The sequence below is a fragment of the Leifsonia xyli genome, assembly GCA_001647635.1.
GTDB classification, from domain to species: Bacteria; Actinomycetota; Actinomycetes; order Actinomycetales; family Microbacteriaceae; genus Leifsonia; species Leifsonia xyli_A.
The window spans coordinates 648,312-674,668 of record CP014761.1; the positions used below are offsets into that span (position 1 = coordinate 648,312).

General features: G+C 69.1%; 21 protein-coding genes and 2 pseudogenes. 7 read left to right on the forward strand and 16 right to left on the reverse strand.

The window, feature by feature from the left end; all coding sequences use genetic code 11:
- Positions 1 to 93 precede the first annotated feature (93 nt).
- The 3 genes and pseudogenes from A0130_03280 to A0130_03290 all read right to left on the reverse strand — a co-directional run bounded on the left by A0130_03280 (position 94) and on the right by A0130_03290 (position 3,036).
- Complete coding sequence (locus A0130_03280; protein ANF30834.1) at positions 94 to 423, reverse strand: non-heme iron oxygenase ferredoxin subunit; 330 nt, start codon at positions 421 to 423, stop codon at positions 94 to 96.
- Positions 423 to 1,622 (reverse strand): Fe-S cluster assembly protein SufD, encoded by a 1,200-nt coding sequence (locus A0130_03285; protein ANF30835.1) that lies wholly within the window; start codon positions 1,620 to 1,622, stop codon positions 423 to 425. The genes A0130_03280 and A0130_03285 overlap by 1 nt, the downstream gene beginning before the upstream one ends.
- A pseudogene (locus A0130_03290) lies at positions 1,619 to 3,036 on the reverse strand (Fe-S cluster assembly protein SufB). The gene A0130_03285 and the pseudogene A0130_03290 overlap by 4 nt, the downstream one beginning before the upstream one ends.
- Before the next feature lie 285 nt (positions 3,037 to 3,321).
- Here A0130_03290 and A0130_03295 point away from each other — a divergent pair.
- Positions 3,322 to 4,263, forward strand: coding sequence for a cytochrome oxidase assembly protein (locus A0130_03295; protein ANF30836.1), 942 nt, complete (start codon positions 3,322 to 3,324; stop codon positions 4,261 to 4,263).
- On the opposite strand, the gene A0130_03300 is transcribed toward A0130_03295, so the two are convergent.
- Positions 4,237 to 4,797: a hypothetical protein gene (locus A0130_03300; protein ID ANF30837.1), complete on the reverse strand. Its 561-nt coding sequence runs from the start codon at positions 4,795 to 4,797 to the stop codon at positions 4,237 to 4,239. The two genes, A0130_03295 and A0130_03300, sit on opposite strands and share 27 nt — an antisense overlap.
- Positions 4,798 to 4,850: 53 nt before the next feature.
- Complete coding sequence (locus A0130_03305; protein ID ANF30838.1) at positions 4,851 to 5,771, reverse strand: protoheme IX farnesyltransferase; 921 nt, start codon at positions 5,769 to 5,771, stop codon at positions 4,851 to 4,853.
- Between the two features lie 256 nt (positions 5,772 to 6,027).
- Between A0130_03305 and A0130_03310 the strand changes: the two genes are divergently transcribed.
- The 6 genes and pseudogenes from A0130_03310 to A0130_03335 all read left to right on the forward strand — a co-directional run bounded on the left by A0130_03310 (position 6,028) and on the right by A0130_03335 (position 14,180).
- Positions 6,028 to 8,118 (forward strand): transketolase, encoded by a 2,091-nt coding sequence (locus A0130_03310; GenBank protein ANF30839.1) that lies wholly within the window; start codon positions 6,028 to 6,030, stop codon positions 8,116 to 8,118.
- A 30-nt stretch (positions 8,119 to 8,148) separates the two neighbouring features.
- On the forward strand, positions 8,149 to 9,279 hold the full coding sequence (locus tag A0130_03315) for a transaldolase (GenBank protein ID ANF30840.1): 1,131 nt from the start codon (positions 8,149 to 8,151) through the stop codon (positions 9,277 to 9,279).
- Positions 9,276 to 10,886, forward strand: a complete 1,611-nt coding sequence (locus A0130_03320) for a glucose-6-phosphate isomerase (protein ANF30841.1) — start codon at positions 9,276 to 9,278, stop codon at positions 10,884 to 10,886. Before A0130_03315 ends, A0130_03320 begins: the two co-directional genes overlap by 4 nt.
- Positions 10,887 to 10,910: 24 nt before the next feature.
- Complete coding sequence (locus A0130_03325) at positions 10,911 to 12,452, forward strand: glucose-6-phosphate dehydrogenase (protein ANF30842.1); 1,542 nt, start codon at positions 10,911 to 10,913, stop codon at positions 12,450 to 12,452.
- Positions 12,449 to 13,413, forward strand: a pseudogene (locus A0130_03330) (OpcA protein). Before A0130_03325 ends, A0130_03330 begins: the two are co-directional and overlap by 4 nt.
- Positions 13,410 to 14,180, forward strand: coding sequence for a 6-phosphogluconolactonase (locus tag A0130_03335; protein ID ANF30843.1), 771 nt, complete (start codon positions 13,410 to 13,412; stop codon positions 14,178 to 14,180). The pseudogene A0130_03330 and the gene A0130_03335 overlap by 4 nt, the downstream one beginning before the upstream one ends.
- A 147-nt stretch (positions 14,181 to 14,327) precedes the next feature.
- Here the strand turns inward: A0130_03335 and A0130_03340 are convergent, their stop codons facing one another.
- The 11 genes from A0130_03340 to A0130_03390 form a co-directional block, all read right to left on the reverse strand.
- Positions 14,328 to 14,759 (reverse strand): hypothetical protein, encoded by a 432-nt coding sequence (locus tag A0130_03340; protein ANF30844.1) that lies wholly within the window; start codon positions 14,757 to 14,759, stop codon positions 14,328 to 14,330.
- Between the two features lie 87 nt (positions 14,760 to 14,846).
- A complete protein-coding gene (locus tag A0130_03345; protein ANF30845.1) occupies positions 14,847 to 15,212 on the reverse strand; it encodes an electron transporter in 366 nt (121 codons plus the stop codon).
- Between the two features lie 23 nt (positions 15,213 to 15,235).
- A complete protein-coding gene (locus A0130_03350; protein ANF30846.1) occupies positions 15,236 to 15,481 on the reverse strand; it encodes a preprotein translocase subunit SecG in 246 nt (81 codons plus the stop codon).
- 70 nt (positions 15,482 to 15,551) lie between these two features.
- Positions 15,552 to 16,355 carry a triose-phosphate isomerase gene (locus A0130_03355; protein ID ANF30847.1) on the reverse strand — a complete coding sequence of 268 codons (804 nt, stop codon included), beginning with the start codon at positions 16,353 to 16,355 and terminating at the stop codon, positions 15,552 to 15,554.
- Entirely contained in the window at positions 16,343 to 17,560 is a 1,218-nt protein-coding gene (pgk, locus tag A0130_03360; GenBank protein ANF30848.1) for a phosphoglycerate kinase, read from the reverse strand. The genes A0130_03355 and pgk overlap by 13 nt, the downstream gene beginning before the upstream one ends.
- 15 nt (positions 17,561 to 17,575) lie before the next feature.
- A complete protein-coding gene (locus tag A0130_03365) occupies positions 17,576 to 18,580 on the reverse strand; it encodes a type I glyceraldehyde-3-phosphate dehydrogenase (GenBank protein ID ANF30849.1) in 1,005 nt (334 codons plus the stop codon).
- 103 nt (positions 18,581 to 18,683) lie between these two features.
- Entirely contained in the window at positions 18,684 to 19,310 is a 627-nt protein-coding gene (locus tag A0130_03370) for a superoxide dismutase (protein ID ANF30850.1), read from the reverse strand.
- A gap of 40 nt (positions 19,311 to 19,350) precedes the next feature.
- Positions 19,351 to 20,331, reverse strand: coding sequence for a DNA-binding protein WhiA (locus A0130_03375; protein ID ANF30851.1), 981 nt, complete (start codon positions 20,329 to 20,331; stop codon positions 19,351 to 19,353).
- A gap of 55 nt (positions 20,332 to 20,386) precedes the next feature.
- Entirely contained in the window at positions 20,387 to 21,280 is an 894-nt protein-coding gene (locus A0130_03380; protein ANF30852.1) for an RNase adaptor protein RapZ, read from the reverse strand.
- Positions 21,281 to 21,317: 37 nt separating this feature from the next.
- A complete protein-coding gene (locus A0130_03385; protein ANF30853.1) occupies positions 21,318 to 23,339 on the reverse strand; it encodes an excinuclease ABC subunit C in 2,022 nt (673 codons plus the stop codon).
- Positions 23,340 to 23,342: 3 nt separating this feature from the next.
- The gene (locus A0130_03390) at positions 23,343 to 26,219 is read right to left on the reverse strand and encodes an ABC-ATPase UvrA (protein ID ANF33275.1); all 2,877 of its coding nucleotides are present in this window, start codon (positions 26,217 to 26,219) and stop codon (positions 23,343 to 23,345) included.
- Positions 26,220 to 26,357: the final 138 nt, after the last annotated feature.

Genomic DNA, 26,357 nt, shown 5'->3' on the forward strand with positions numbered 1-26,357 from the left:
TGATGGTGAGGTCGACGCCGTTCAGGATGGGCTTGGTGCCCTGTTCCGTCTCGACGGTGACGTGCAGGTCGCGGATTTCCAGCGTGGACATTGTCAGTTCGTTTCTTTCGTAACGCTCGGGTCGATGAAGACGTCTCCGTCGATGATCTCGACGGCGAAGACGGGGACCGGCTCGTAGGCCGGGAGGTTCAGGGGCTTGCCGGTGACCAGCGAGAACTGCGAGCCGTGGGCCCAGCACTCCAGGGTCTCGTCCTCGACGAAGCCCTCGGACAGCGAGATCTCGCCGTGGGTGCAGGTGTCGCCGATGGCGTGGACGTCGCCGGCGGAGTCCTTCACGACGGCGATCGGCACGCCGTCGAGCACCACGCGCGTGGCCTGGTTCTCGACGAGCTCGGCGACGGCCGCGACCCGCTGGGCCGCCATCAGTGCGCGGCCTCGGTCGAGGCGGCCGTCACGGACGTCGTCTCGAGCTCGGCCTCGATCTTCGCCTGCAGGCGCTCCTGGAGCGCCGGCGAGCCGATCTGCTGCACGATCTCGGCCAGGAAGCCGCGCACGACCAGTCGGCGCGCCTCCTCCTCCGGGATGCCGCGGGACTGCAGGTAGAACAGCTGCTCGTCGTCGAAACGACCGGTCGCGCTCGCGTGGCCCGCGCCGACGATGTCGCCGGTCTCGATCTCGAGGTTCGGCACCGAGTCGGCGCGGGCGCCGTCGGTGAGGACGAGGTTGCGGTTCTGCTCGTAGGTGTCGGTGCCGACGGCCTTCGGGCCGATGAGCACGTCGCCGATCCACACGGTGCGTGCGCCCTCGCCCTGCAGCGCGCCCTTGTAGGTCACGCGGCTGCGGGTCTCGGGGCCGTCGTGGTAGACGTACACCTGCTGCTCGAGGTGCTGCGTCGCGTCGGCGAAGTACGCGCCGAGGAGCTCGGCGTCCGACCGCGCGCCGGCCAGGTGCGCCGACGGGTTGAGCCGCACGACGCCGCCGCCCAGGGTGATCGCGACGTGCTTGAGACGGGCGCCTTCGGCGAGCCGCGCGAAGTGGGCGGCCACGTGGAGCGCGTCGTCGTCCCACTCCTGGAGCGACACGACCGTCAGGTCGGCGTCCTTCCCCAGGAGGAACTCGACGTTCTCGGTGAGGTGAGCGGCGCCCGTGTTCTGGAGGATGAGGGTCGCGGTCGCGCCCTCCGCCACCTCGACGACGGTGTGGGCCGCTCGCGGAGCCGAGCCGAGACCCGACCGCGAGACGGTCACCTCGCGGTGGTCGCCGCTGAGGTCGGCCGAGATGCTGACCAGCAGCGCCTGCTCGAACGCCGTCCAGGCGTTGGCGGACGCGCGGTCCTCCGGCGTGCCGGCGCGGCCGATGCGCGAGTCCTCGCGACCGACCCACAGGGTCGAGACGCCCTTGGCGCTGGTCACGTCGTAGACGTACGGCGAGCCGTCGAGGTCGCCGGTGGTCAGCTCCTGGATGCGGGCGACGGGGGTGTACTTCCACATCGGCTCGCGCCCGGTGACGGCCGGGAACTCCGACACCTCGGTGGAGGTGAACCGCTCCGAGCGGGTCTGCACGGGCACCGGGGCGCGCATGTGCGTGGGCGCGGCCGGGGTGGTCTGCGTTTCCTGCGTCATCCGACGGAGCCTTCCATGCCCATCTCGATGAGCTTGTTGAGTTCGAGTGCGTACTCCATCGGGAGCTCCCGCGCGATCGGCTCGATGAAGCCGCGGACGATCATGGCCATGGCCTCGTCCTCCGGCATGCCGCGCGACATCAGGTAGAACAGCTGCTCCTCGCTCACGCGCGACACCGTCGCCTCGTGGCCGAGCTGCACGTCGTCGACCCGGATGTCGATCGCCGGGTACGTGTCGGAGCGCGAGATGGTGTCGACCAGCAGCGCGTCGCAGCGCACGGTGTTGGCGGAGTGGTGCGCGTTCGCATCCACCCGTACCTCACCGCGGTAGCCGGCGCGGCCGCCGCCGCGGGCGATCGACTTCGAGACGATCGACGACTGCGTGTACGGCGCCATGTGGATCATCTTCGCGCCGGCGTCCTGGTGCTGGCCGGGGCCCGCGAAGGCGACGGACAGGGTCTCGCCCTTGGCGTGCTCCCCATCAGGTAGATCGACGGGTACTTCATCGTCACCTTGGAGCCGATGTTGCCGTCGATCCACTCCATGGTCGCGCCCTCGGCCGCGGTGGCCCGCTTGGTGACGAGGTTGTAGACGTTGTTGGACCAGTTCTGGATGGTCGTGTAACGCACGCGGGCGTTCTTCTTGACGATGATCTCGACGACCGCGGAGTGCAGCGAGTCGGACTTGTAGATCGGCGCCGTGCAGCCCTCGATGTAGTGGACGTAGGAGCCCTCGTCGGCGATGATCAGCGTGCGCTCGAACTGGCCCATGTTCTCCGTGTTGATGCGGAAGTAGGCCTGCAGCGGGATCTCGACCTTGACGCCCTTCGGCACATAGACGAACGAGCCGCCCGACCAGACGGCCGTGTTGAGCGCGGCGAACTTGTTGTCGCCGGACGGGATCACCGTGCCGAAGTACTCCTCGAAGAACTCCGGGTGCTCGCGCAGCGCGGTGTCGGTGTCCATGAAGATGACGCCCTGGGCCTCGAGGTCCTCGCGGATCTGGTGGTACACGACCTCGGACTCGTACTGCGCGGCGACGCCGGCGACGAGCCGCTGACGCTCGGCCTCGGGGATGCCGAGCTTCTCGTAGGTGTTGCGGATGTCCTCGGGCAGGTCTTCCCAGCTCTGGGCCTGCTTCTCGGTGGAGCGGACGAAGTACTTGATGTTGTCGAAGTCGATCTCCGACAGGTCGGCACCCCAGGTCGGCATCGGCTTGCGCTCGAAGAGCTGGAGGGCCTTCAAGCGGCGCTGGAGCATCCACTCGGGCTCGTTCTTGAGCCCGGAGATGTCTTTCACCACCTGGGGCGAGAGCCCGCGACGTGCGGAAGCTCCCGCGGCGTCGGAATCAGCCCAGCCGAACTCGTACTGCCCCAATGAGGCGAGCTCAGGCCGATCGATCAGGATGTCTGACATATCTACCTCGTTTCCTACCATCCGTAACCGGATATCAGTCCGGCTCATTCCCCTCGGCGCACGGCGCGAGGCCGGGCGCTCTGAGAGTCGTGATTGTGCGAATGGCGCAACTGCGTACCTAGACTGTTCGTGGAGGCGGGCCATGGCGCACCGCCTGACGGCCGCGCACCGAGGCGCGTTCCTCGAACTCAACAATTCTACAGGTGCGACCAGGTAAGAACAGAGGCGCGCCTGCGCATTGACCGAGTATCCGCATCCCGAGACCGACGAGAGAGCCCCGACACCATGAACCGCTTCATCGCCTGGCTGCCGGACCGCGTGGATGCGCGCCTGAAGGTGATCGCGTGGATCTACCTCGTCGGTCAGGTGATCCTGGTCGGCACCGGAGGCCTGGTGCGGCTCACGGCCAGCGGACTCGGCTGCCCCACCTGGCCGAAGTGCACGGCGGACTCGCTGGTGAACACGCCGGAGATGGGCGTGCACGGCATCATCGAGTTCGGCAACCGGGTGCTCAGCGTGCTGCTCGGGCTCGTGGCGATCATCGCGTTCGTCGCCATCCTGCGGCTGCGCAAGCAGCGCCCGGACCTGTTCTGGCTGACCCTCATCGCCGGCCTCGGCATCCCCGCTCAGGCGGTGGTGGGCGGCCTCAGCGTGCTCAGCGGCCTGAACCCGTACGTGGTCGGCCTGCACTTCGTGGTCTCGATCGTGCTCGTGGGCCTGTGCACCGCGTTCGTCTTCCGCCTCTACACCGTGCCCGGACCGCGCGTCCGCGCCGTGCCCGGCTGGTTCGCGGGCGTCGCGCACCTCACCAGCGGCTTCGTCGCGCTGACGATCCTCGTCGGCATCCTCACCACCGGCAGCGGACCGCACGCGGGCGACGCGCACGCGCCGCGCAACGGGCTGAACTCCGAGATCCTGCAGCATGTGCACGCCATCCCGGCCTATGTCACCTTCGCGCTGACGGTGGTGCTGGTGATCGGGTCGTTCCGGTACCGCACCACCCGCGTGCACCTCTTCGCCCGGCTGCTTCTGGCGGTCGAGTTCGCGCAGATCGTCGTGGGCCTCGTCCAGGCGAACACGGGCCTGCCGGGCACCCTCGTCGGCGTGCACATGATGCTCGCCGCGCTGCTGGCCTCCGCGATGACCGCCGTCGTGCTGTCGCTCAAGGCGCCCGCGGCGCAGCTCGGACTGGAGTCCGACTCAGAGGCCGACGTCGTCGCGGCGTAGCGTCCCCACGCGCGCCTCGCGCCGCTCGCCGTGGAGCTCCACGACGCTGCGGATCCCCTGGGCGAACGAGAACCCCGCCGCCTCTGCCAGGCGCCGGCTGGGCTCGTTGCCGGGCACGTACTCCCAGTTGAGCTGCTCGAAGCCGAGCCCCGCCGGGTCGAGCGCGTGCTTCGTCACCGCGACGAGCGCCTCCCGCATGTAACCGCGGCCGCGCGCCCAGGGCCCCGACCAGCAGCCCAGGGAGGCCGAGCCCGCGCGGTCGTCACGGCGCACCTCGAGCGCGCCGAGCATCCTGCCGCCGGTGGTCCGGTGCAGCGCCCACACCGTGTACCGGTGGCTCGCCAGTCCGTGCGGGCAGTACGACCGCACGAAGAACTCGGCGCTCTCGCGGGTGTACGGCATCGGCAGCGGGACCCACGCCCGGGTCTCGGCGTCCTGGCAGGCGTCGAGCACGTCCGGGATGTCCGCCTCCGTCGGCTGGTCGAGCACGAGGCGGGACGTCAGCAGGCGGGTCATCAGCAGCGGTGCCGTCATGCGCACATGCTAAAGGCGCAAGCGGCGGCGCGCCACCAGATGTCGACGAATCCTCAGAAGGGCAGCAGCGGGTCGATCGCGACCGCGAGGAAGATCAGCGTCAGGTAGGCGATCGAGCCGTGGAAGACCCGCATCGGCGACACCGACTCGTGACGGATCGCCAGGTTGTAGAGGCGGTGCGACTCGTAGATGAACCAGCCGCCCGCCACCAGCGCGACCGCGGTGTACAGCAGCCCCATGTTGGCCACCGGGATGAGCAGCAGCGAGCAGGCGACCATGGCCCACGCGTACAGGATGACCTGCAGGCCCACGACCGCGCGGCCGCGCACCACCGCGAGCATCGGGACGCCCGCCTCCTGGTAGTCGGAGCGGTACTTCATCGACAGCGGCCAGTAGTGCGGCGGCGTCCACAGGAAGATGATGCCGAACAGGATGAACGGCGCCCAGTCGAGCGACCCCGTCACCGCCGCCCAGCCGATCAGCACCGGCATGCAGCCGGCGACGCCGCCCCACACGATGTTCTGCGGGGTCCGGCGCTTCAGGATCAGCGTGTAGAAGACGACGTAGAGCAGGATGGCCGCGACCGAGAGCCCGGCGGCCAGCCAATTCGTGAAGAAGCCGAGCACCAGCACGGACGCGATGCCGAGCGCCCACGCGAAGACCAGGGCCTCGCGGTCGGACAGCTCGCCGGTCACCAGCGGGCGGTTCTTCGTGCGGCGCATCACGCGGTCGATGTCGCGGTCGATGTAGCAGTTGAAGGCGCCGGCCGAGCCCGCGCTCATGTACCCGCCGACGACCGTCGCAAACACGAGCCAGAGGTTCGGGATGCCGTTCGCCGCGAGGATCATCGTGGGGACCGTGGTCACCAGCAGCAGCTCCACCACGCGCGGCTTGGTGAGCGCGAAATACGCCTTCACCTTGCGAGCGACGCCGATGCGGCCCGGTTCGACACGGCTCTCTACAGCGACGTCCATTGCTCCTCGTGGGGTTTCGGCGGATGATGCCTGCATCAGTCTACGACAGGCTGTAGAGGGGGTACCCCGAACAGGTGGCTGGCACAACCGGCTGAGGGAACACCCCGTGTTTCATGCGTGTTACCTATACTGGGAGGTGCTCGCCAGCCGACGCCTCTCATGGCGCGGCGCCGATGACGTCCACGGCGCGCACTACCTCAACCGGTGCGGGTACCACGACGACCCTCACCTATTTCTACGAAGGGTCAGTTTTCACGTGGCAGCACTGCAGTGGGATCCCATTGACAACAAGGCGGTAGACACGGCTCGCGTTCTCGCGGCCGACGCGGTGGAGAAGGTGGGCAACGGCCATCCCGGCACCGCCATGAGCCTCGCCCCCGCCGCCTACCTGCTCTTCCAGAAGGTGATGCGCCGCGATCCGCGCGACCAGCACTGGCTCGGCCGCGACCGCTTCATCCTCTCGGCGGGACACTCCTCGCTGACCCAGTACATCCAGCTCTACCTGGGCGGCTACGGTCTCGAACTCGACGACCTCAAGGCGCTGCGCACGTGGGGCTCCCTCACCCCCGGCCACCCCGAGTACGGACACACCGACGGCGTGGAGATCACCACCGGCCCCCTGGGCCAGGGCATCTCCTCCGCCGTCGGTTTCGCTTATGCCGAGCGTTTCGAGCGCGGTCTCTTCGACCCCGACGCCGCTCCCGGCACGAGCCCGTTCGACCACCACGTCTACGTGATCGCGTCGGACGGCGACCTGGAGGAGGGCGTCAGCTCCGAGGCCTCGTCGCTCGCCGGCCACCAGGAGCTCGGCAACCTGATCGCGATCTACGACAGCAACCAGATCTCGATCGAGGACGACACCGACATCGCCTTCACCGAAGACGTCCAGAAGCGCTACGAGGCGTACCACTGGGACGTCCAGGTCGTCGACTGGAAGAAGACCGGCGTCTACCAGGAGGACGTCGAGGAGCTCTACCAGGCCATCGAGAACGCGAAGGCCGTCACCGACAAGCCCTCGCTGATCATCCTCAAGACGATCATCGGCTGGCCGTCGCCCAAGAAGCAGAACACCGGCAAGATCCACGGCTCCGCCCTGGGCGCCGACGAGCTGCGCGCCGTCAAGGAGGTGCTCGGCTTCGACCCGGAGCAGACCTTCGAGGTCGCCGACGAGGTCATCGAGCACACCCGCAAGGCGATCGAGCGCGGCGCCGAGCAGCGTGCCGAGTGGCAGAAGGGCTTCGACGCCTGGGCCGCCGCGAACCCGGAGCGCAAGCAGCTCCTCGACCGCCTGCTGTCCGGCGAGGCGCCCGACCTCGAGAGCGTCATCCCGGTCTTCGAGCCCGGCAAGGACGTCTCCACCCGTGCTGCCAGCGGCAAGGTGCTCAACGCCATCGCGCCGGCCATGCCGGAGCTGTGGGGCGGCTCGGCCGACCTCGCCGAGTCGAACAACACCACCATCGAGGGCGCGCCGTCCTTCGTGCCGAGCGAGCGCTCGACCCACGAGTGGACCGGCAACCCCTACGGCCGCGTGCTGCACTTCGGCATCCGCGAGCACGCCATGGCCGCGATCATCAACGGCATCGTGCTGCACGGACCGACGCGTCCGTTCGGCGGCACGTTCCTCATCTTCAGCGACTACCAGCGCCCGTCGCTGCGTCTGTCGGCGCTGATGAACATCCCGTCGATCTTCGTCTGGACGCACGACTCGGTCGCGCTCGGCGAGGACGGCCCGACCCACCAGCCGATCGAGCAGCTCTCGACGCTGCGCGCCATCCCGAACTTCACGGTGGTCCGCCCCGGCGACGCCAACGAGGTCGCGTGGGCCTGGAAGACCATGCTGGAGCGCCGTCAGGGCCCGGCCGGCATCGCGCTGACCCGCCAGAACATCCCGGTGTTCGAGCGCGGCGAGGGCGACGCAGAAGGCGACACCCTCGCGTCGGCGTCGAACGTCGCGAAGGGCGCGTACATCCTGGCCGAGGCGCCGGGCGGCACGCCGGACGTGATCTTCATCGCGACCGGCTCCGAGGTGCAGATCGCGCTCGAGGCCCGCCAGCTGCTGCGCGAGGAGGGCATCAATGCCCGCGTCGTCTCGGCGCCGAGCCTGGAGTGGTTCGACGAGCAGCCCGCCGAGTACCGCGAGCACGTGCTCCCGTCCGACATCAAGGCCCGCGTCTCGATCGAGGCCGGCCTCGCGCTCGCCTGGGACAAGATCGTCGGCGACCACGGCCGCAGCGTCTCCATCGAGCACTTCGGCGCCTCGGCGGACTACAAGACCCTGTTCCGCGAGTTCGGCATGACCACCGAGCACGCCGTGTCCGCCGCCAAGGAATCGCTCGCGTCGCTCTGAGCGCGGGCACAAGAGGAGAAGAAGAAGACAATGACCGACACCACCTCCACCACCCAGACCCCCACCGCCGCTTTGTCGGCCGCGGGTGTCAGCATCTGGCTGGACGACCTCTCCCGTGAGCGCATCAACTCCGGCGGCCTGCAGAAGCTGATCGCCGAGAAGAACGTCGTCGGCGTCACCACGAACCCGACCATCTTCGCCGCCGCCCTCTCCAAGGGCGAGGCGTACGACGAGCAGGTCCGCCAGCTCGCCGCCGCCGGCGTCTCCGTCGACGACGCGATCTTCGAGATCACCACCGACGACGTCGCCAACGCGAGCGACATCTTCCACGAGGTCTTCGAGCGCTCGAACGGCGTCGACGGCCGCGTGTCCATCGAGGTCGCGCCCGGCCTTGCCCACGACACGCAGGCGACCATCCACGCCGCGAAGAGGCTGTCGGACAAGATCCAGAAGCAGAACGTCATGATCAAGATCCCGGCGACGGTCGAGGGCCTCGAGGCCATCACCGAGACCATCGCGGCGGGCATCAGCGTCAACGTGACCCTGATCTTCAGCCTCGAGCGCTACCGCGAGGTCATCAACGCGTACCTCACCGGCCTCGAGAAGGCCAAGGAGGCGGGCATCGACCTCTCCGGCATCCACTCGGTCGCCTCGTTCTTCGTCTCGCGCGTCGACACCGAGGTGGACAAGCGCCTCTCGGCCATCGGCACCGACGAGGCCGAGAGCCTCAAGAGCAAGGCCGGCATCGCCAACGCCCGCCTCGCCTACGAGGTCTACGAGAAGGAGTTCGCCACCGAGCGCGCCAAGCAGCTGGTCGCCGCCGGCGCCAACGAGCAGCGCCCGCTCTGGGCCTCCACCGGCGTCAAGGACCCGAGCCTGCCCGACACGCTGTACGTCGAGGCGCTCGTCGCCCCGAACGTGGTCAACACCATGCCGGAGAAGACCCTCGACGCGACCTTCGACCACGGCAACATCACCGGCGACACCGTCACCGGCACCTACGCCGAGTCGAACGACGTGCTCAACAGGCTGGCCGACCTCGGCATCAGCTACGACGAGGTCACCGAGCTCCTGGAGCGCGAGGGCGTCGAGAAGTTCATCGTCTCCTGGGACGAGCTCGTCGAGACCGTGAAGAACGCCCTCGAGGGAGCGGCCAAGTGACGTTCCGCATCCACGTCACCGGTGCGGCGGCCGAGGCCGTCCGCACCGTGGTGCCGCAGCTCGTCGCCGACAAGGTGGCGTCCGGCATCACCGCCCAGGACCCGGCCCTCTGGGGGCCGGCCGCCGAGCCCGAGGCGAGCAAGCGCCTCGGCTGGACCGAGGCGGTAGCCATCTCGCGCCCGCTCGTCCCCGAGATCGTCGCGCTGCGCGAGGAGCTCCATGCCAAGGGCGTGAACCACATCGTCCTCGGCGGCATGGGCGGCTCGTCGCTCGCGCCGGAGGTCATCACCCGGACCGCCGAGGCCGAGCTCACCGTCCTGGACTCGACCGACCCGGGCCAGGTGCTCTCGGCGCTCCGCGACCGGCTCGAGGCCACCGCGGTGGTCATCTCGTCGAAGTCGGGCTCCACGCTCGAGACCGACAGCCAGAAGCGCGTCTACGAGAAGTGGTTCACGGACGCGGGCATCGACCCGCGCGAGCGCATCGTGGTCGTCACCGACCCCGGTTCGCCCCTGGACCAGTCCGCTCGCGCGGACGGCTACCGCGTGTTCAACGCCGACCCGAACGTCGGCGGCCGCTACTCGGCGCTCACCGCGTTCGGCCTGGTGCCGTCGGGTCTCGCCGGCGTCGACATCTCCGAGCTGCTCGACGAGGCCGAGGCCACGCAGATCGAGCTCGCGGTCGACAACGAGCAGAACCCCGGCCTCGTGCTGGGCGCCGCGATCGCCGGCACCAGCCCGCTCAAGGACAAGCTCGGCATCGTCGCGGACGGCACCCACATCGTCGGCTTCGCCGACTGGGCCGAGCAGCTGATCGCCGAGTCCACCGGCAAGGAGGGCACGGGCCTGCTCCCGGTCGTGCTCGACACGCTGGCGCCCGAGCTGGAGTCGAAGCCGGCCGACCTGCAGGTCGTCCGTCTCGTCGCCAACGCGGAGGCGCACCACCTGTTCCCGGCCGACCGCCACGAGGGCGAGATCCTCGTCTCCGGCAGCCTCGGCGCGCAGCTCCTGGTCTGGGAGTACGCCGTCGCCGTCGCGGGACGCCTGCTCGGGATCAACCCGTTCGACCAGCCAGACGTCGAGGCCGCCAAGGCCGCCGCGCGCTCCCTGCTCGACAACCGCCCCGAGCCCGCGGCCCCCGCTTTCACCGCGGGCGGCATCGAGGTCCGCACCACCGGGTCCTTCCTCGGCGACGCGAACACCCTCGACGCCGCGGTGGACGCGCTGCTCGCGCAGCTCGGCCCGGACGGCTACGTCGCGGTGCAGGCGTACGTCGACCGGCTCGCCCTCCCCCAGCTCGCCGGCATCCGCGACCTGCTCGCGGCCAAGGCGAACCGCCCGGTCACCTTCGGCTGGGGTCCGCGCTTCCTGCACTCCACGGGTCAGTTCCATAAGGGCGGTCCGGCGGTCGGCGTATTCCTGCAGATCACGGCGACGGCACCGGAGGACCTCGAGATCCCCGGCCGTCCCTTCACCTTCGGTCAGCTCATCCAGGCCCAGGCCGCCGGCGACGCGAGCGTCCTCGGCGAGCACGGCCGCCCGGTGCTGACCCTGACGCTCACGAACCCCGAGGCGGATGTCGTCTCGCTGTTCGAGGCCGTCAACTGACCCTCGACTAAGGAGATCAGACACTTGTCACCGGTGGAGATCACCCCGGAGTTCAACCCGCTGCGGTTGCCCTCCGACCGCCGACTGAATCGCATCGCGGGGCCCAGCAGCCTCATCATCTTCGGAGTGACGGGTGACCTGTCGCGCAAGAAGCTGATGCCCGCGGTGTACGACCTCGCGAACCGCGGCCTCCTGCCGCCCGGGTTCTCCCTCGTCGGGTTCGCCCGGCGCGACTGGGAGGACCAGGACTTCGAGAAGGTCGTCTACGAAGCGGTCAAGCAGTACGCCCGTACGCCGTTCGACGACGACGTGTGGCAGCAGCTCGCACAGGGCATCCGGTTCGTGCCGGGAGAGTTCGACGACGACGACGCGTTCCGGCGCCTCAAGGAGACCGTCGAGCAGCTGGACGCCGAGCGCGGAACGATGGGCAACCACGCGTTCTACCTGTCCATCCCGCCGAAGGCCTTCCCGATCGTGACCGAACAGCTGAAGCGGTCGGGTCTCGCCGACCAGTCCGGCGAGGGCTGGCGGCGCGTCGTCATCGAGAAGCCGTTCGGGCACGACCTGCAGTCCGCACGCGAGCTGAACGCCGTCGTCGAGACGGTCTTCCCGCCCGACTCGGTGTTCCGCATCGACCACTACCTCGGCAAGGAGACCGTCCAGAACATCCTGGCGCTGCGCTTCGCGAACGAGCTGTACGAGCCGATCTGGAACGCCAACTACGTCGACCACGTGCAGATCACCATGGCCGAGGACATCGGCGTGGGCGGCCGTGCCGGGTACTACGACGGCATCGGAGCGGCGCGCGACGTCATCCAGAACCACCTGCTCCAGCTGCTCGCGCTCACGGCGATGGAGGAGCCCATCTCGTTCAACGCGGCGGATCTGCGCGCCGAGAAGGAGAAGGTGCTCGCCGCCGTCCGGCTGCCGAAGGACCTCTCGAAGTCCACGGCTCGCGGCCAGTACGGCAGCGGCTGGCAGGGCGGCGAGAAGGTCGTCGGCTTCCTCGAGGAGGACGGGATGAACCCGCACTCCACGACGGAGACCTACGCGGCCATCAAGCTGGAGATCGGCACGCGTCGCTGGGCGGGCGTCCCGTTCTACCTGCGCGCGGGCAAGCGCCTCGGGCGCCGCGTCACCGAGATCGCCGTCGTGTTCAAGCGCGCGCCGCAGCAGCTCTTCGCGGAGTCGCAGACCAGTGCGCTCGGCCAGAACGCGCTCGTCATCCGCGTGCAGCCCGACGAGGGCGTGACCATCCGCTTCGGCTCGAAGGTACCCGGCGCCGGCATGCAGGTGCGCGACGTGAGCATGGACTTCGGCTACGGCCACGCCTTCACCGAGGCCAGCCCGGAGGCGTACGAGCGGCTCATCCTGGATGTGCTGCTCGGCGACCCGCCGCTGTTCCCCCGTCACGAGGAGGTCGAGCTGTCCTGGAAGATCCTCGACCCGATCGAGGACTTCTGGGCCACGCAGGGCCAGCCCGAGCAGTACCGCCCCGGAACCTGGGGCCCGAAGTCGGCCGACGAGCTCCTGGAGCGCGACGGCCGCGTTTGGAGGCGTCCATGATCGTCGATCTTCCCGCGACGACCGTCAGCAACATCTCGAAGGCCCTGGTCAAGATCCGCGAGGAGGGCGGCGCGGTCGCCCTCGGCCGCGTGCTCACCCTGATCATCGCCACCCACCTCGGGCAGGAGGAGGAGGCCATCGAGGCTGCCAACGACGCCTCCCGCGAGCACCCGATGCGCGTCATCGTGGTCTCGACCGAGGAGGACGACGAGCGCAAGAAAGGCGAGGCCCGGCTGGACGCGCAGATCCGCGTCGGCGGCGACGCCGGGGCGAGCGAGGTCATCGTGCTCCGCGCCTACGGCGAGACCGCGAGCGACGAAGAGGGACTGGTCACCGGCCTGCTCCTCCCCGACGCCCCGGTCGTGGTCTGGTGGCCCGGGATCGCGCCCGAGAAGGCGTCCCACTCCCCACTCGGCCGCATCGCGACCCGGCGGATCACCGACGCCTCGGCCCAGCCGAACCCGCAGGACTTCCTGTTCCACCTCGGCCAGACGTACGCCCCGGGCGACACGGACTTCGCCTGGACGCGCCTCACCCTGTGGCGCGCCCAGCTCGCGGCCGTGCTCGATCAGCCGCCGTACGAGCCGATCACCTCGGTCGAGGTGGCCGGCGCCGCGGACTCCCCCTCCACCCTTCTCCTCGCCGCGTGGCTGCGCCTGCAGCTGCAGGTGCCGGTGCAGTACGACCTCGCCTCGCGCAAGATCGGCTCCGGCGGCATCCACGGCGTCAAGATGGAGCGTGCCTCCGGCGTCATCGAGCTGGAGCGCGAGGTCCCGAACGTCGCCCGCCTGTCGCAGCCGGGCAGCCCACCCACGATCTCGCCCTGCCACGCCGCAACCTGCGCGACTGCCTGGCCGAGGAGTTGCGTAGGCTGGACCCGGACGACCTCTACGGCGAGGTGATCACGAAGGGTCTCGCACTGCTGGAGACCGCTGACGAAGGAGCAGGCGCCAGGGCATGACGAACGAACGGCGGGTGCTCGTTCACCCGGACAAGGAGGCTCTGGCCGCGTCGGTGGCCGCGCGCTTCCTCACCAAGACGATCGACATCCTCGACGACCTCGGCCGCGCGAACATCGCGCTGACCGGGGGCACGATGGGGATCGCGGTGCTGGAGGCGGTCAACGCCTCCCCCGCCCGCGACACCATCGACTGGTCGAAGGTGCACTTCTGGTGGGGAGACGAGCGGTTCGTGCCGCGGAACGACCCCGACCGGAACGAGCGCCAGGCGCGCGAGGCCCTGCTGGACCACATCGCGGTGCCGCCGGAGAACGTCCACCCCTTCCCCGCATCCGACGAGATCCCCGACATCGACGAAGCGGCCCGTGTGTACGCGGCCGAGCTCGAGGCCTTCGGGCATGAGGACTGGCCGGTGCCGAAGTTCGACATCACCTTCCTCGGCGTCGGTCCTGACGGTCACATCGCGTCGCTGTTCCCGGACCGTGCCGGCATCCGCGAGGAGAAGGCGTCGGTGATCGCCGAGCGCAACTCCCCGAAGCCGCCGCCGGAGCGGCTCAGCCTGACGCGGCCGGTCATCAACTCGTCCGACCGCATCTGGCTGGTGCTCGCCGGCAGCGACAAGGCGAGCGCGCTCGGCCTCGCACTGGCGGGCGCGAGCTACACCGAGGTTCCGGTCGCGGGCGCCAAAGGCCGCAAGCGCACCGTGTTCTTCGTGGACAAGGACGCCGCGGTCGACGTGCCCGAGCAGCTCATCGCGCCGTCGTACTGACGCACGACGCATGAAGGCCCCGTCGGTCCGCCGGCGGGGCCTTCGTCGTCTGCTCGATTCGCGACTGCGGTTCTTCGGAACATCTGCAGCGACGCGCGCAAGCGCAGACGTTACGTCAACCCGCAGACGGGGTGCTTCGCGAGCGCGTCACGCGGAGGCGCGGACGCGTTCGCGGAGGGTCGCGAGGCGCGCGACCGGGGCGCCGGTGAGCGGGCCGCGGCTGCGGATGGCGAGACGGTCCCGTTCGAGCGGGCGGATGCCGCGCGCGAACGCGTGGGTCAGCAGGTGCAGGTAGAAGGCCAGCAGTCGCGAGGTCTCGTCCCGCACCTCCGCCTCGGCGCCGGCGAGGTCGAGCTCGTCGACCCAGCGCTGCAGCTCGGCAAAGGCCACACGCAGGCGCAGGCAGTGACGAGCCTCGACGCTTCCCAGCGGTTCGCCGTCCTCGTGGCGGGTCAGCAGGGCCTCCGCCTGCTCGGCCCGATCGACGGCCTCGTCGAGGAGCGCCACCAGGCTGAGGCGCCCGACCTCGTCCCCGAGCGCACGGGAGGCGGGCATCCGGTCGTCGGCGGGTCCGCGCATGTGCCACCTCCTGCTGTGGCACGAAGTCTAGCCGCACGACGAAGGCCGTCCACCCATCGGATGAACGGCCTTCGTGCGAGAGTCGCGTCAGTTCGTGGTCGGACGACCGCGGCGGGCGCGCAGCTGGTTGAGCGCGTCTTCGAGCAGCTGCTCCGCCTCCTCCTCGCTGCGGCGCTCCTTCACATACGCGAGGTGCGTCTTGTAGGGCTCGGTCTTGGCGACCGAGGGCGGGTTCTCCTTGTCGCGGCCGGCCGGCAGACCCGTCGACGGCGAATCGATGACGTCGGGGATCTCCTCCTCGGGCAGGTTCGCCGCGAAGTAGCGGACGGTCTCGTTGCCGAGGGCGTCCCAGTACGAGATGGCGATGCGCTCCGCGTGGAATCCGCGGTCCTGCTCCCCCATGGGGCCCGCACCGACGCGCGAGCCACGGATGGCACTTCCTCCGGAAGCCATAGTGTTTCCCCTCTTCTCAGCGCTTAAGCGCTGAACTTGGTGATCAGGCCGAGAACCACGATGCACGTGATCCAGATGAGCCCGAGGATGACCGTGATCCGGTTGAGGTTGCGCTCCGCGACACCGGACGCACCGAGGTTGGAGGTGACACCGCCGCCGAACATGTCGGAGAGGCCACCGCCGCGGCCCTTGTGCAGCAGGATGAGCAGCGTCAGCAGGAGGCTGGTGATGCCCAGCAGCACCTGCAGGACGACCTGGAGAATGAGCACGGGGAACCTTTCGGGAAGCGTCCGGGCCGAGCCCGGGGAAGACCAACGACCAGTATAACGCGCGGGCTGCTCAGAGGCCGACGTGCTTCTGGTACCGCACGATCGCGGCGAACTCGTTCACGTCCAGGCTGGCACCGCCGACCAGCGCACCGTCGACGTTCGGCTCGCGCATGAAGCCGGCGATGTTGCCCGACTTCACCGATCCGCCGTAGAGGATGCGGGTCTTGGCCGCCACGTCGTCCCCGAGCACCTCGGCGATCACACCGCGCAGCGCGGCGCAGACCTGCTCGGCCTGCTCGGGCGTCGCCGCCTGGCCGGATCCGATCGCCCACACCGGCTCGTAGGCCACCACGATGTCGGCGGCCGAGTCGACCTTCGACAGCGCGGCGCGCAGCTGCGCGACCGGGACGGCGCTCGCGCCGTGGACCTCGAGGTCCTCCGCCGTCTCGCCGACGCAGATGATCGGTGCGATGTTGTGCTTGAGGGATGCGGCCACCTTCGCGGCCACCTGCTCGTCGGTCTCGCCGTGCAGCGTGCGCCGCTCGGAGTGGCCGATGATCACGTAGCGGGACTCGAGCGCCTCCAGGAAGGCGGCGGAGATCTCGCCGGTGTACGCGCCGGACTCGTGCTCGGAGACGTCCTGGCCACCGAAGGCGAGCGGGAGCTTGTCGGCCGAGATCAGCGTCTGCACGCTGCGCAGGTCGGTGAACGGCGGGAAGACCGCCACCTCGACCGCGGAGAAGTCGTGGTTGGCATCCTTCAGCGTCCACGCCAGCTTCTGCACGAAGGCGATCGCCTGCAGGTGGTCCAGGTTCATCTTCCAGTTGCCTGCGATGAGCGGCACGCGCCGCACCGAGGGGCTCACTGCTGCCATCCGAGGACCTCCAGTCCGGGGAGTCGCTTGCCTTCGAGGAACTCGAGGCTCGCGCCTCCGCCCGTCGAGATGTGACCGAACTGGTCGTCGCGGAACCCGAGCGCGCGGACCGCCGCGGCCGAGTCGCCGCCGCCGACGACGCTCAGGCCGTCGACCTCGGTCAGCGCCTGGGCGACCGCCTTGGTGCCGGCCGCGAACGGCGCCAGCTCGAACACGCCCATCGGCCCGTTCCAGAACACCGTCTTGGCGCTGCGCACGTACTCGGAGAACAGCTCGGCCGTCTCGGGGCCGATGTCGAGCCCGAGGCCCTTGTCGCCCCACTCGGTGTCTTCGATCGCGTCGATCGGGCGCACCACGTGCTCCGCGTCGGCGCCGAACTTCGAGGCCACGACCACGTCGCGCGGGAGCACCAGCTCCACACCCAGCTCCTCGGCCTTCGCCAGGTAGCCCTTCACGGTGTCGATCTGGTCGACCTCCAGCAGGCTGGAGCCCACCTTGTGGCCCTGCGCCGCGAGGAACGTGAACAGCATCCCGCCGCCGATGAGCAGCGAGTCCACCTTCGGCAGGAGGTGGCCGATGACGCCGAGCTTGTCGGAGACCTTGGATCCGCCGAGCACGACCGCGTACGGACGCTCGGGGTTCTCGGTCAGCCGGTCGAGCACCTCGAGCTCGGCCTGGATGAGCGTGCCCGCCGCGCTCGGCAGCAGCTGCGCGAGCTCGTAGACGCTCGCCTGCTTGCGGTGCACGACGCCGAAGCCGTCGGACACGAAGGCGTCGCCGAAGGCGGCCAGCTTCTCTGCGAACGCCGTCCGCTCGGCGTCGTCCTTCGCGGTCTCCCCCGGGTTGAAGCGGAGGTTCTCGAGCAGGGCGACATCACCGTCGTTCAGGCCGGCCACGGCGTCAGCCGCGCCACCGCCGACGGTGTCCTTCGCGAAAGTCACCGGCTTGCCCAGCAGCTCCGAGAGCCGCTGGGCCACCGGCGCCAGGCTGTACTTCGCGTCGGGCGCGCCCTCGGGGCGGCCCAGGTGGGAGATGACGACCACCTTCGCGCCCTGGTTGATCAGGGCGTTCAGGGTGGGAATCGACGCTCGCACACGGCCGTCGTCGGTGATCTTCGAGCCCTCCAGGGGCACGTTCAGATCACAGCGAACGACGACGCGCTTGCCGGCGAGCGAACCGAGTGCGTCGAGTGTGCGGAGCGTCACGTCGGTTCCCTGTCGTTAGAGGCGCTCGGCCACGTACTCGGTCAGGTCGACGAGACGGTTGGAGTAGCCCCACTCGTTGTCGTACCAGCTCGAGAGCTTGACCTGGTCGCCGATGACGCGCAGCAGGCCCGCGTCGAAGATCGACGAGTGCGGGTCGGACACGATGTCGCTCGAGACGATCTCGTCCTCGGTGTACTTGAGGATGCCCTTGAGCGGACCCTCGGCGGCCTTCTTGTACGCGGCCTTGACCTCGTCGACGGTGACCGGACGCGAGGCGGTGACGGTCAGGTCGGTGATGGAACCGGTGGGCACCGGGACGCGGAGGGCGAAGCCGTCGAGCTTGCCCTTCAGCTCGGGGAGCACCAGGCCGATGGCCTTCGCGGCGCCGGTGGAGGTCGGCACGATGTTGATCGCGGCGGCGCGGGCGCGGCGCAGGTCGGAGTGCGGGCCGTCCTGGAGGTTCTGGTCGGCGGTGTAGGCGTGGACCGTGGTCATCAGGCCGCGCTCGATGCCGAACTCGTCGTTGAACACCTTGGCGAGCGGCGCGAGGCAGTTCGTGGTGCACGACGCGTTGGAGATGATGTTGTCGGTCTCCGGGTTGTACAGGTGCTCGTTGACGCCCATGACGAACGTGGCGTCCTCACCGGTGGCCGGGGCCGAGATGATGACCTTCTTGGCGCCGGCCTGGATGTGCTTGCGCGCGTCCTCGGCCTTGGTGAAGCGGCCGGTCGACTCGATGACGATGTCGACGCCCAGCTCGCCCCAGCCGAGGTTGGCGGGGTCGCGCTCCTCGAGGACCTTGATCGGCTTGCCGTTCACGACGATGTTGTCGCCGTCGAGCTCCACTGTCGCGTCGAGACGGCCCGTGATGGAGTCGTACTTGAGCAGGTGCGCGAGCGTCTTGTTGTCGGTGAGGTCGTTCACCGCGACGATCTCGAGGTCGCTGCCCTTCGCGAGGGCGGCGCGCAGGTAGTTACGACCAATGCGACCGAACCCGTTGATTCCGATCTTTACGGACACAGATGTCTCCAGTTACTCGATGGGCGCCGGACGGCGCACTTTGGTGGGTGGTTGTTGCGGACGTCGGCGTCCCGGGAGGCTCCCTCCCGGGACGCCATCCTGCCTACGACAGTAGCAGCAGACCCGCGGTCTTCTCGCGCGCGCGGAGGAAGCGGTCGTTGACGTCGCCCCAGTTGGTGATGTTCCAGAACGCCTTGACGTAATCCGCCTTCACATTGACGTAGTCGAGGTAGAAGGCGTGCTCCCACATGTCGAGCATGAGGAGCGGGACGGTCGCCGCGGCGAGGTTGCCCTGGTGGTCGTAGAGCTGCTCGATGATGAGCTTCTGGCCCAGTGAGTCCCACGCGAGGATCGACCAGCCGGAGCCCTGGATGCCCAGCGCCGACGCCGTGAAGTGGGCGCGGAACTTGTCGAACGATCCGAAGAACTCATCGATCGCGGCCGCGAGCTCGCCGACCGGCTTGTCGCCGCCGTCCGGGGAGAGGTTGTTCCAGAACACGGTGTGGTTGACGTGGCCGGCGAGGTTGAACGCCAGGTCCTTCTCGAGCTTGTTGACGTAAGTCAGGTCGTCGGCGTCGCGCGCCTCGGCGAGCTTCGCGAGGGCGGTGTTGGCGCCGTCCACGTACGTCTTGTGGTGCTTGTCGTGGTGCAGCTCCATGATCCGGCCGCTGATGTTCGGCTCGAGGGCCGAGTAGTCGTACGGCAGGTCAGGCAGCGTGTAGTCAGCCATTACTCATCTCCACTTGTGGTTGGGGTTCGACGTTTGAAAACTACACCTCGTCCAGATCGGCCGGGAGGCTCGCCTCCGTGCCCGGGATGCCCAGGTCGGAGGCGCGCTTGTCGGCCATCGCGAGAAGGCGGCGGATGCGGCCGGCAACCGCGTCCTTCGTCATCGGCGGGTCGGCGTGGTGGCCGAGCTCGTCGAGGCTCGCGTCGCGGTGGGCGAGGCGCAGTTCGCCTGCGTACTGCAGGTGCTTCGGCACGTCGGGGCCGAGGATCTCGAGCGCGCGCTCGACGCGCGCGCAGGCGGCGACGGCGGCCTGCGCGGAGCGGCGCAGGTTGGCGTCGTCGAAGTTCACGAGGCGGTTGGCATTGGCGCGCACCTCGCGGCGCTGGCGCAGCGCCTCCCAGTTGGCGACCGTCTGCGCGGCGCCCATGGCGACGAGCATCGCGCTGATCGCGTCGCCGTCGCGGATGACGACGCGGTGCACGCCGCGCACTTCGCGGGCCTTGGCGGCGATGCCGATGCGGCCGGCGGCGCCGACGAGGGCCATCGCGGCCTCGTTGCCCGGGCAGGTGACCTCCAGCGCGGCCGAGCGGCCCGGGTCGGTCAGCGAGCCGCTGGCGAGGAACGCGCCCCGCCACACGGCCGCCAGCTCTTCGCGGGAGCCGGTCGTGAGCCGGTTCGGGAGACCGCGGATCGGGCGGCGGCGGGCGTCCAGGAGGCCGGTCTGACGGGCGAGGGTCTCGCCGCCGTCGAGCACGCGGACCAGGTACTGGCTGTTCCGGCGGACGCCGGAGGGCGAGGTCACCGAGACGTCGCTGCGAACGCCGTACAGCTCCGCCAGGTCTTTGCGCACGCGTCGCGCGAGCTCGGGTGTGTCCAGCTCGCTCTCCACCGCGATCCGGCCGCCGATGAGGTGCAGGCCGCCCGAGAACCGGAGGATGGTGGCCAGCTCTGCTGCCCGGACGGTGGTCTTGCCGACCTCGACCTTCGTGAGCTCGTCCTTGACGTCGGCGGTGAGAGCCAATCGGATTCCTTACTGTCTCAAGGCGGGGGTGGTGCCGTGGATGGGAGGGCCGGGATCATTCACGGCCGAGGTCGCGGTGTTTGGTGTTCACCGCCAGACCGGGGAAAGTGCGCAACCGTGCCGCGAGCTCTTCCGCAATCGCGACAGAACGGTGTTTTCCGCCAGTGCAGCCTATCGCGAACAGGGCGTGGCGTTTGTTCTCGCGCTGGTAGCCGGCGACGATCGGCTTCAGCGCGGCCATGTAGCCCTGGATGAACTCGGCCGCACCGTCCTGCGTCAGGACGAAGTCGCGGACGACCTCCTCGAGGCCGGTGTGCGGCCGCAATTCGGGGTTCCAGAACGGGTTCGGGAGGAAGCGCGCGTCGGCGACCATGTCGGCGTCGGCGGGCAGGCCGTACTTGAAGCCGAAGCTCATGACCGTGACCTGCACGTCGGCCGCGTCCTCCGCGGCGAAGGTGTCGGTGATGTTCGTGGCCAGCTGGTGGATGTTGAGGTCGGTCGTGTCGACGATGATGTCGGCCGCCTCGCGGATCTCGCGCAGGCGGGCGCGCTCGGCGTTGATGCCGTCGAGGATCGTGCCGTCGCCCTGCAGCGGGTGCGGCCGGCGCACCTGCTCGAAGCGGCGCACGAGCACCGCATCCGACGCCTCGAGGAACAGCACGCGCACCTTGGTGCCCTCGCGCAGGCTCTGGATCATGTCGCGCAGGTCGACGAAGAAGTTGCGGCCGCGCACGTCGACGACCGCGGCGATGCGCGGCAGACCGGACTCGGCCCGATTCGCCAGCTCGACGAGCGGGCGGAGCATCTGCGGCGGCAGGTTGTCGACCACGTACCAGTCGAGGTCTTCCAGCGCGTTGGCGACCGTCGAGCGGCCGGCACCCGACATCCCCGTGACGATGAGCACTTCCTGCTGCTCGGCGCTTGCGTTCGTCTCATCGTCGGTGGCCATCGACCGGTCTCCTCCGCTTTCCTGCTCTGCCCCCAGCCTAGCGACTGCTGTCCACCGGTTGGCCGTCCTGAGGCTGCGCATCCGTCGCGGGCGCACTGTCGGCCAGCCGCTCGAAGACGGCGGCCGCAAGCCGCGGTCCGACGCCGCGCACCTCGGCGATCTGCTCGGGCGTCGCCTTGCGCAGCTGGGCGACGGAGCCGAAGTGCTTCAGCAGCTCCTTCACGCGCGACGGGCCCAGGCCCGGGATCTCGCCCAGCACGGTGCCGATGTCGCGCTTGCGGCGCGCTCGCTGGTAGGTGATGGCGAACCGGTGCGCCTCGTCGCGGAGCCGCTGGATGAGGAACAGGGCGTCGCTGTTGCGCGGCAGGATGACCGGGAAGTCCGAGTCGGGCAGCCAGATCTCCTCCAGCCGCTTCGCGATGCCCGCGAGCTGGATGCCGGTGACGCCCGACTCGTCGAGGGCCCGCTTCGCGGCGGCGACCTGGGGCTGGCCGCCGTCGACGATGAGCAGGTTCGGGGGGTACGAGAACTTGCGGCGGCGGCGCTCCGCGGCGTCCTCCACCACCTCGTCGGCCCCCGCGGCTCCTTCGGCGTCGAGAGCCGTCTCCTCGTCGAGCGTCTCGGCGGGGGTCGCGGGCGTCTCCTTCAGGTAGGCCAGCCGTCGCGAGATCACCTGGTAGATCGACTCGGTGTCGTCCGTGGACTCGGGGATGCTGAACCGGCGGTACTGGTCCTTGCGCGGAAGGCCGTCCTCGAAGACCACCATCGAGGCGACGATGTTCGTGCCGCTGAGGTGCGACACGTCGTAGCACTCCATCCGAAGCGGGGCGTCGGCCATCCCGAGCGCGTCCTGGATGTCATTGAGCGCCTTCGAGCGTGCGACGAAGTCGGAGCTGCGCCGCGTCTTGTAGAGCACGAGCGCGTTCTTGGCGTTCATCTCGACCGTCTGAGCCAGTGCGGCCTTGTCGCCGCGCTGCGCCGTGCGGAGCGAGACCCGGCCGGTGAGCCGTCCCCGCGGGGCCGACGGGTCGGGCGTCTCACGGCGGCGCTGCGTGAGCCACTCGTCGAGCTCGGCGGTGTCCTCCGGCAGCTCGGGCACGAGGATCTCGCGCGGCGGCGCATCCGGGCCGTCGTAGGCGTTCTGCACCACGGTCTCGACGAGCTCGCCGAGACCCAGGTCGAGCTCCTTGTCGACCACCCAGCTGCGGACACCGCGGACGCGGCCGCCGCGCACGATGAACTGCGTCACCGCGGCGGCGAGCTCGTCGTGGGCGATGCCGAACACGTCGGCGTCGACATCCTCCGGCAGCACGACCGCGCTCTTGCCGAGCGCGCCCTCCAGTGCCTGGATCGCGTCGCGGTGGCGGGCGGCGGACTCGTAGTCCATCGTGCTCGCCGCCTGCTTCATCTTGTCGTTGAGGTCGCGCAGGTAGCCGCTGTCGTTGCCCGCCATGAAGCTGGCGAAGTCGATCGCGAGCGACTTGTGGTCCTCCGGGGTGATCCGGCCGACGCAGGGCGCGGCGCACTTGCCGATGTCGCCCAGCAGGCACGGCCGACCGGTGAGCTCGGCGCGCCGGTAGACGCCGTCGGAGCACGACCGCATCGGGAACGCCTTGAGCATCAGGTCGACCGTCTCGCGGATCGCCCAGACCTTCGTGTACGGGCCGAAGTAGCGTGCGTCCTTGATGTTGCGGTTGCGGGTGATCATCACGCGCGGGATGCGGTCGCCGAGGGTCACCGCCAGGTACGGGTAAGTCTTGTCGTCGCGGAACTTGACGTTGAACGGCGGGTTGAACTCCTTGATCCACGTGTACTCGAGCTGGAGGGCCTCGTACTCCGTGCCCACGACCGTCCACTCGACGCTGGACGCCGTGGTCACCATCCGCCGCGTGCGCTCGTGAAGGCTTCGCAGCGGCTGGAAGTAGTTGCTCAGCCGCGCGCGGAGGTTCTTCGCCTTGCCCACATAGAGGACGCGGCGGTTCTTGTCACGGAACCGGTACACTCCCGGCTGGGTCGGGATCTCGCCGGCCTTCGGCCGGTAGCTGACGGTGTCGGCCATCCCTTACGCAGCGCCCCGGGCGGACTCGCCCTGCAGGATCTCCTTGAGGAAGAACCCGGTGTGGCTGCCGGGCGTCTCGGCCACCTGCTCCGGAGTGCCCGTCGCGATGACCTCGCCGCCGCCGGCGCCGCCCTCCGGGCCCATGTCGATGATCCAGTCGGCCGACTTGATGACATCGAGGTTGTGCTCGATGACGATGACCGTGTTGCCCTTATCGAGCAGTCCGTTCAGCACCAGGAGGAGCTTGCGGACGTCTTCGAAGTGCAGACCGGTGGTCGGCTCGTCGAGCACGTACACGCTGCGGCCGTTGGAGCGGCGCTGCAGCTCCGTGGCGAGCTTGACGCGCTGTGCCTCGCCGCCCGACAGGGTGGTCGCGCTCTGGCCGAGGCGGACATAGCCGAGGCCCACGTCGACCAGCGTCTGCAGGTAGCGGTGGATGGCCGAGATCGGCTTGAAGAACTCCGCCGCCTCGCTGATCGGCATGTCGAGCACCTCGGCGATGTTCTTGCCCTTGTAATGCACCGACAGGGTGTCGCGGTTGTACCGCGCTCCCCCGCAGACCTCGCACGCGACGTAGACGTCGGGCAGGAAGTTCATCTCGATCTTGATCGTGCCGTCACCCGAGCACGCCTCGCAGCGGCCGCCCTTGACGTTGAAGCTGAACCGGCCGGGCAGGTAGCCGCGGGCCTTCGCTTCCGGCGTCTCGGCGAAGAGGTTCCGGATGCGGTCGAACACGCCCGTGTAGGTCGCCGGGTTGGAGCGCGGGGTGCGGCCGATCGGCGCCTGGTCGACGTGCACGACCTTGTCGAGGTTCTCGAGGCCGGTGATCGTGCGGTGCTTGCCGGCCACCTTGCGGGCGCCGTTGAGCTTGTTGGCCATCACCCGGTACAGGATGTCGTTGACCAGCGACGACTTTCCTGAACCCGAGACGCCGGTGACGGCGACGAACGTGCCGAGCGGGAAGTCGACCGTCACCTTCTTGAGGTTGTTGGCCTCGGCGTCGACGACGCGGATCATCCGCTTCTTGTCGATCTTGCGCCGCTTCGCCGGGATGGCGATCTCACGGCGGCCGGCGAGGTAGTCGCCGGTGAGCGACGCCGTGTTCTTCAGCAGCTCGTCGTACGAGCCGGAGTGGACGACGTGACCGCCGTTGACGCCGGCGCCCGGGCCGATGTCGACGATCCAGTCGGCGGTGCGGATGGTGTCCTCGTCGTGCTCGACGACGATCAGAGTGTTGCCGAGGTCGCGCAGGGCGACCAGCGTGTCGATCAGACGGCGGTTGTCGCGCTGGTGCAGGCCGATGCTCGGCTCGTCGAGCACGTACAGCACGCCGGTCAGTCCGGAGCCGATCTGCGTGGCCAGGCGGATGCGCTGCGCCTCGCCGCCGGACAGCGTGCCCGCGGCGCGCGCCAGGTCGAGATAGCTCAGGCCGACCTGGATGAGGAAGTCGAGGCGGATCTTGATCTCGCGCAGCACCTGCGCGCCGATCTTCTGCTCGCGCTCGGTCAGGTGCAGCTTCTCCATGAACGCGCGGGCGTCGCTGAGGCTGAGCAGGGACGCGTCGGCGATGCTCTTGCCGTGAACGAGGACGGCCAGCACCTCGGGCTTGAGGCGCTTGCCGCCGCAGACCGGGCACGGCACCTCGCGCAGGTACTCCGCCCAGCGGGCGCGCTGCGTGTCGGTCTCGGCTTGGAGGTACTGGCGCTCGATGTAGGGCACCACGCCCTCGAAGCCCGAGGTGTACGACATCTCGCGGCCGTAGCGGTTCTTCCACCGCACCTTGACCTCGAAGTTGTCGCCGTGGAGGACCGCGTCCTTCACGTTCTGCGGCAGCTTCTTCCACGGGGTCTTGAGCGAGAACTTCAGGTCGCGCGCGAGGCCGTCGAGCAGCTTCTCGTAGTAGTTGAACAGGCTCTTGCCCTGGCTGGTCCACGGCACGATGACGCCCTCGGCGATGCTGAGCTCGTCGTCGTCGAGCAGCAGCTCCTCGTCGACCGACATGCGGGTGCCGAGGCCGGAGCACTCGGGGCAGGCGCCGAACGGGGCGTTGAACGAGAACGTCCGCGGCTCGATCTCGGTCAGCTGGATGGGGTGGCCGTTCGGGCAGGACAGCTTCTCGCTGAAGTTCTGCCACGCCGCCGCGCCCTCGCGGTCGACGTAGTTGACCTGCACGAGGCCGTCCGTGAGGCGCAGCGCGGTCTCGAGCGAGTCGGTGAGGCGGCCCAGGATGTCGGGGCCGGCGACCAGGCGGTCGATCACGACCGAGATGTCGTGCTTGACCTGCTTCTTGAGCGTGGGCGGGTCGGACAGCTGGATCTGCTCGCCGTCGACCAGGGCGCGGGAGTAGCCGCTCGCCGCGAGCTCCTTGAAGAGGTCGACGAATTCGCCCTTCTTCTGCGAGACGACCGGGCTGACGATCATATAACGGGTGCCCGGCTCGAGCTCCATCAGCTGGTCGGCGATCTGCTGCACGGTCTGGCGCTGGATGCGCTCACCGCAGATGGGACAGTGCGGCACGCCGATGCGCGCCCACAGCAGACGCATGTAGTCGTAGATCTCGGTGATCGTGCCGACGGTCGATCGCGGGTTGCGGTTGGTCGACTTCTGGTCGATGGAGACCGCCGGGCTCAGGCCCTCGATGAAGTCGACGTCGGGCCGGTCCACCTGGCCGAGGAATTGGCGCGCGTACGCGGACAGCGACTCGACGTAACGCCGCTGGCCCTCGGCGAAGATCGTGTCGAACGCGAGCGACGACTTGCCCGACCCGGAGAGGCCGGTGAAGACCACCATCGAGTCGCGCGGGATCTCGAGGTCGACGTTGTGGAGGTTGTGCACCCGTGCTCCGCGCACACTGAGGTGCGAGCCGGTCACCCGGCTGATGCTGCTGCCGAAGTCGCCGTCCCCGTGCACCCGATCGTTGTTCACTCGCCCGCTGCTCACTCGCTCTATTCTCCGCCATCCGTCATTGTTCGAGGGGGCTGTTCGCCCACCGCGCACCGCACTCCGGCGCCTCGAACA

What these genes read in the sequence shown, in the direction of transcription:
- A0130_03295 (ANF30836.1), top strand. Translation starts at nt 3,322, where the DNA reads ATGAACCGCTTCATCGCCTGGCTGCCGGACCGCGTGGATGCGCGCCTG.
- A0130_03280 (ANF30834.1), bottom strand. Translation starts at nt 423, where the DNA reads ATGGCGGCCCAGCGGGTCGCGGCCGTCGCCGAGCTCGTCGAGAACCAG.
- A0130_03285 (ANF30835.1), bottom strand. Translation starts at nt 1,622, where the DNA reads ATGACGCAGGAAACGCAGACCACCCCGGCCGCGCCCACGCACATGCGC.
- A0130_03305 (ANF30838.1), bottom strand. Translation starts at nt 5,771, where the DNA reads ATGGACGTCGCTGTAGAGAGCCGTGTCGAACCGGGCCGCATCGGCGTC.
- A0130_03300 (ANF30837.1), bottom strand. Translation starts at nt 4,797, where the DNA reads ATGACGGCACCGCTGCTGATGACCCGCCTGCTGACGTCCCGCCTCGTG.
- A0130_03355 (ANF30847.1), bottom strand. Translation starts at nt 16,355, where the DNA reads ATGGCAGCAGTGAGCCCCTCGGTGCGGCGCGTGCCGCTCATCGCAGGC.
- A0130_03385 (ANF30853.1), bottom strand. Translation starts at nt 23,339, where the DNA reads ATGGCCGACACCGTCAGCTACCGGCCGAAGGCCGGCGAGATCCCGACC.
- A0130_03345 (ANF30845.1), bottom strand. Translation starts at nt 15,212, where the DNA reads ATGGCTTCCGGAGGAAGTGCCATCCGTGGCTCGCGCGTCGGTGCGGGC.
- A0130_03315 (ANF30840.1), top strand. Translation starts at nt 8,149, where the DNA reads ATGACCGACACCACCTCCACCACCCAGACCCCCACCGCCGCTTTGTCG.
- A0130_03340 (ANF30844.1), bottom strand. Translation starts at nt 14,759, where the DNA reads ATGCGCGGACCCGCCGACGACCGGATGCCCGCCTCCCGTGCGCTCGGG.
- A0130_03380 (ANF30852.1), bottom strand. Translation starts at nt 21,280, where the DNA reads ATGGCCACCGACGATGAGACGAACGCAAGCGCCGAGCAGCAGGAAGTG.
- A0130_03335 (ANF30843.1), top strand. Translation starts at nt 13,410, where the DNA reads ATGACGAACGAACGGCGGGTGCTCGTTCACCCGGACAAGGAGGCTCTG.
- A0130_03370 (ANF30850.1), bottom strand. Translation starts at nt 19,310, where the DNA reads ATGGCTGACTACACGCTGCCTGACCTGCCGTACGACTACTCGGCCCTC.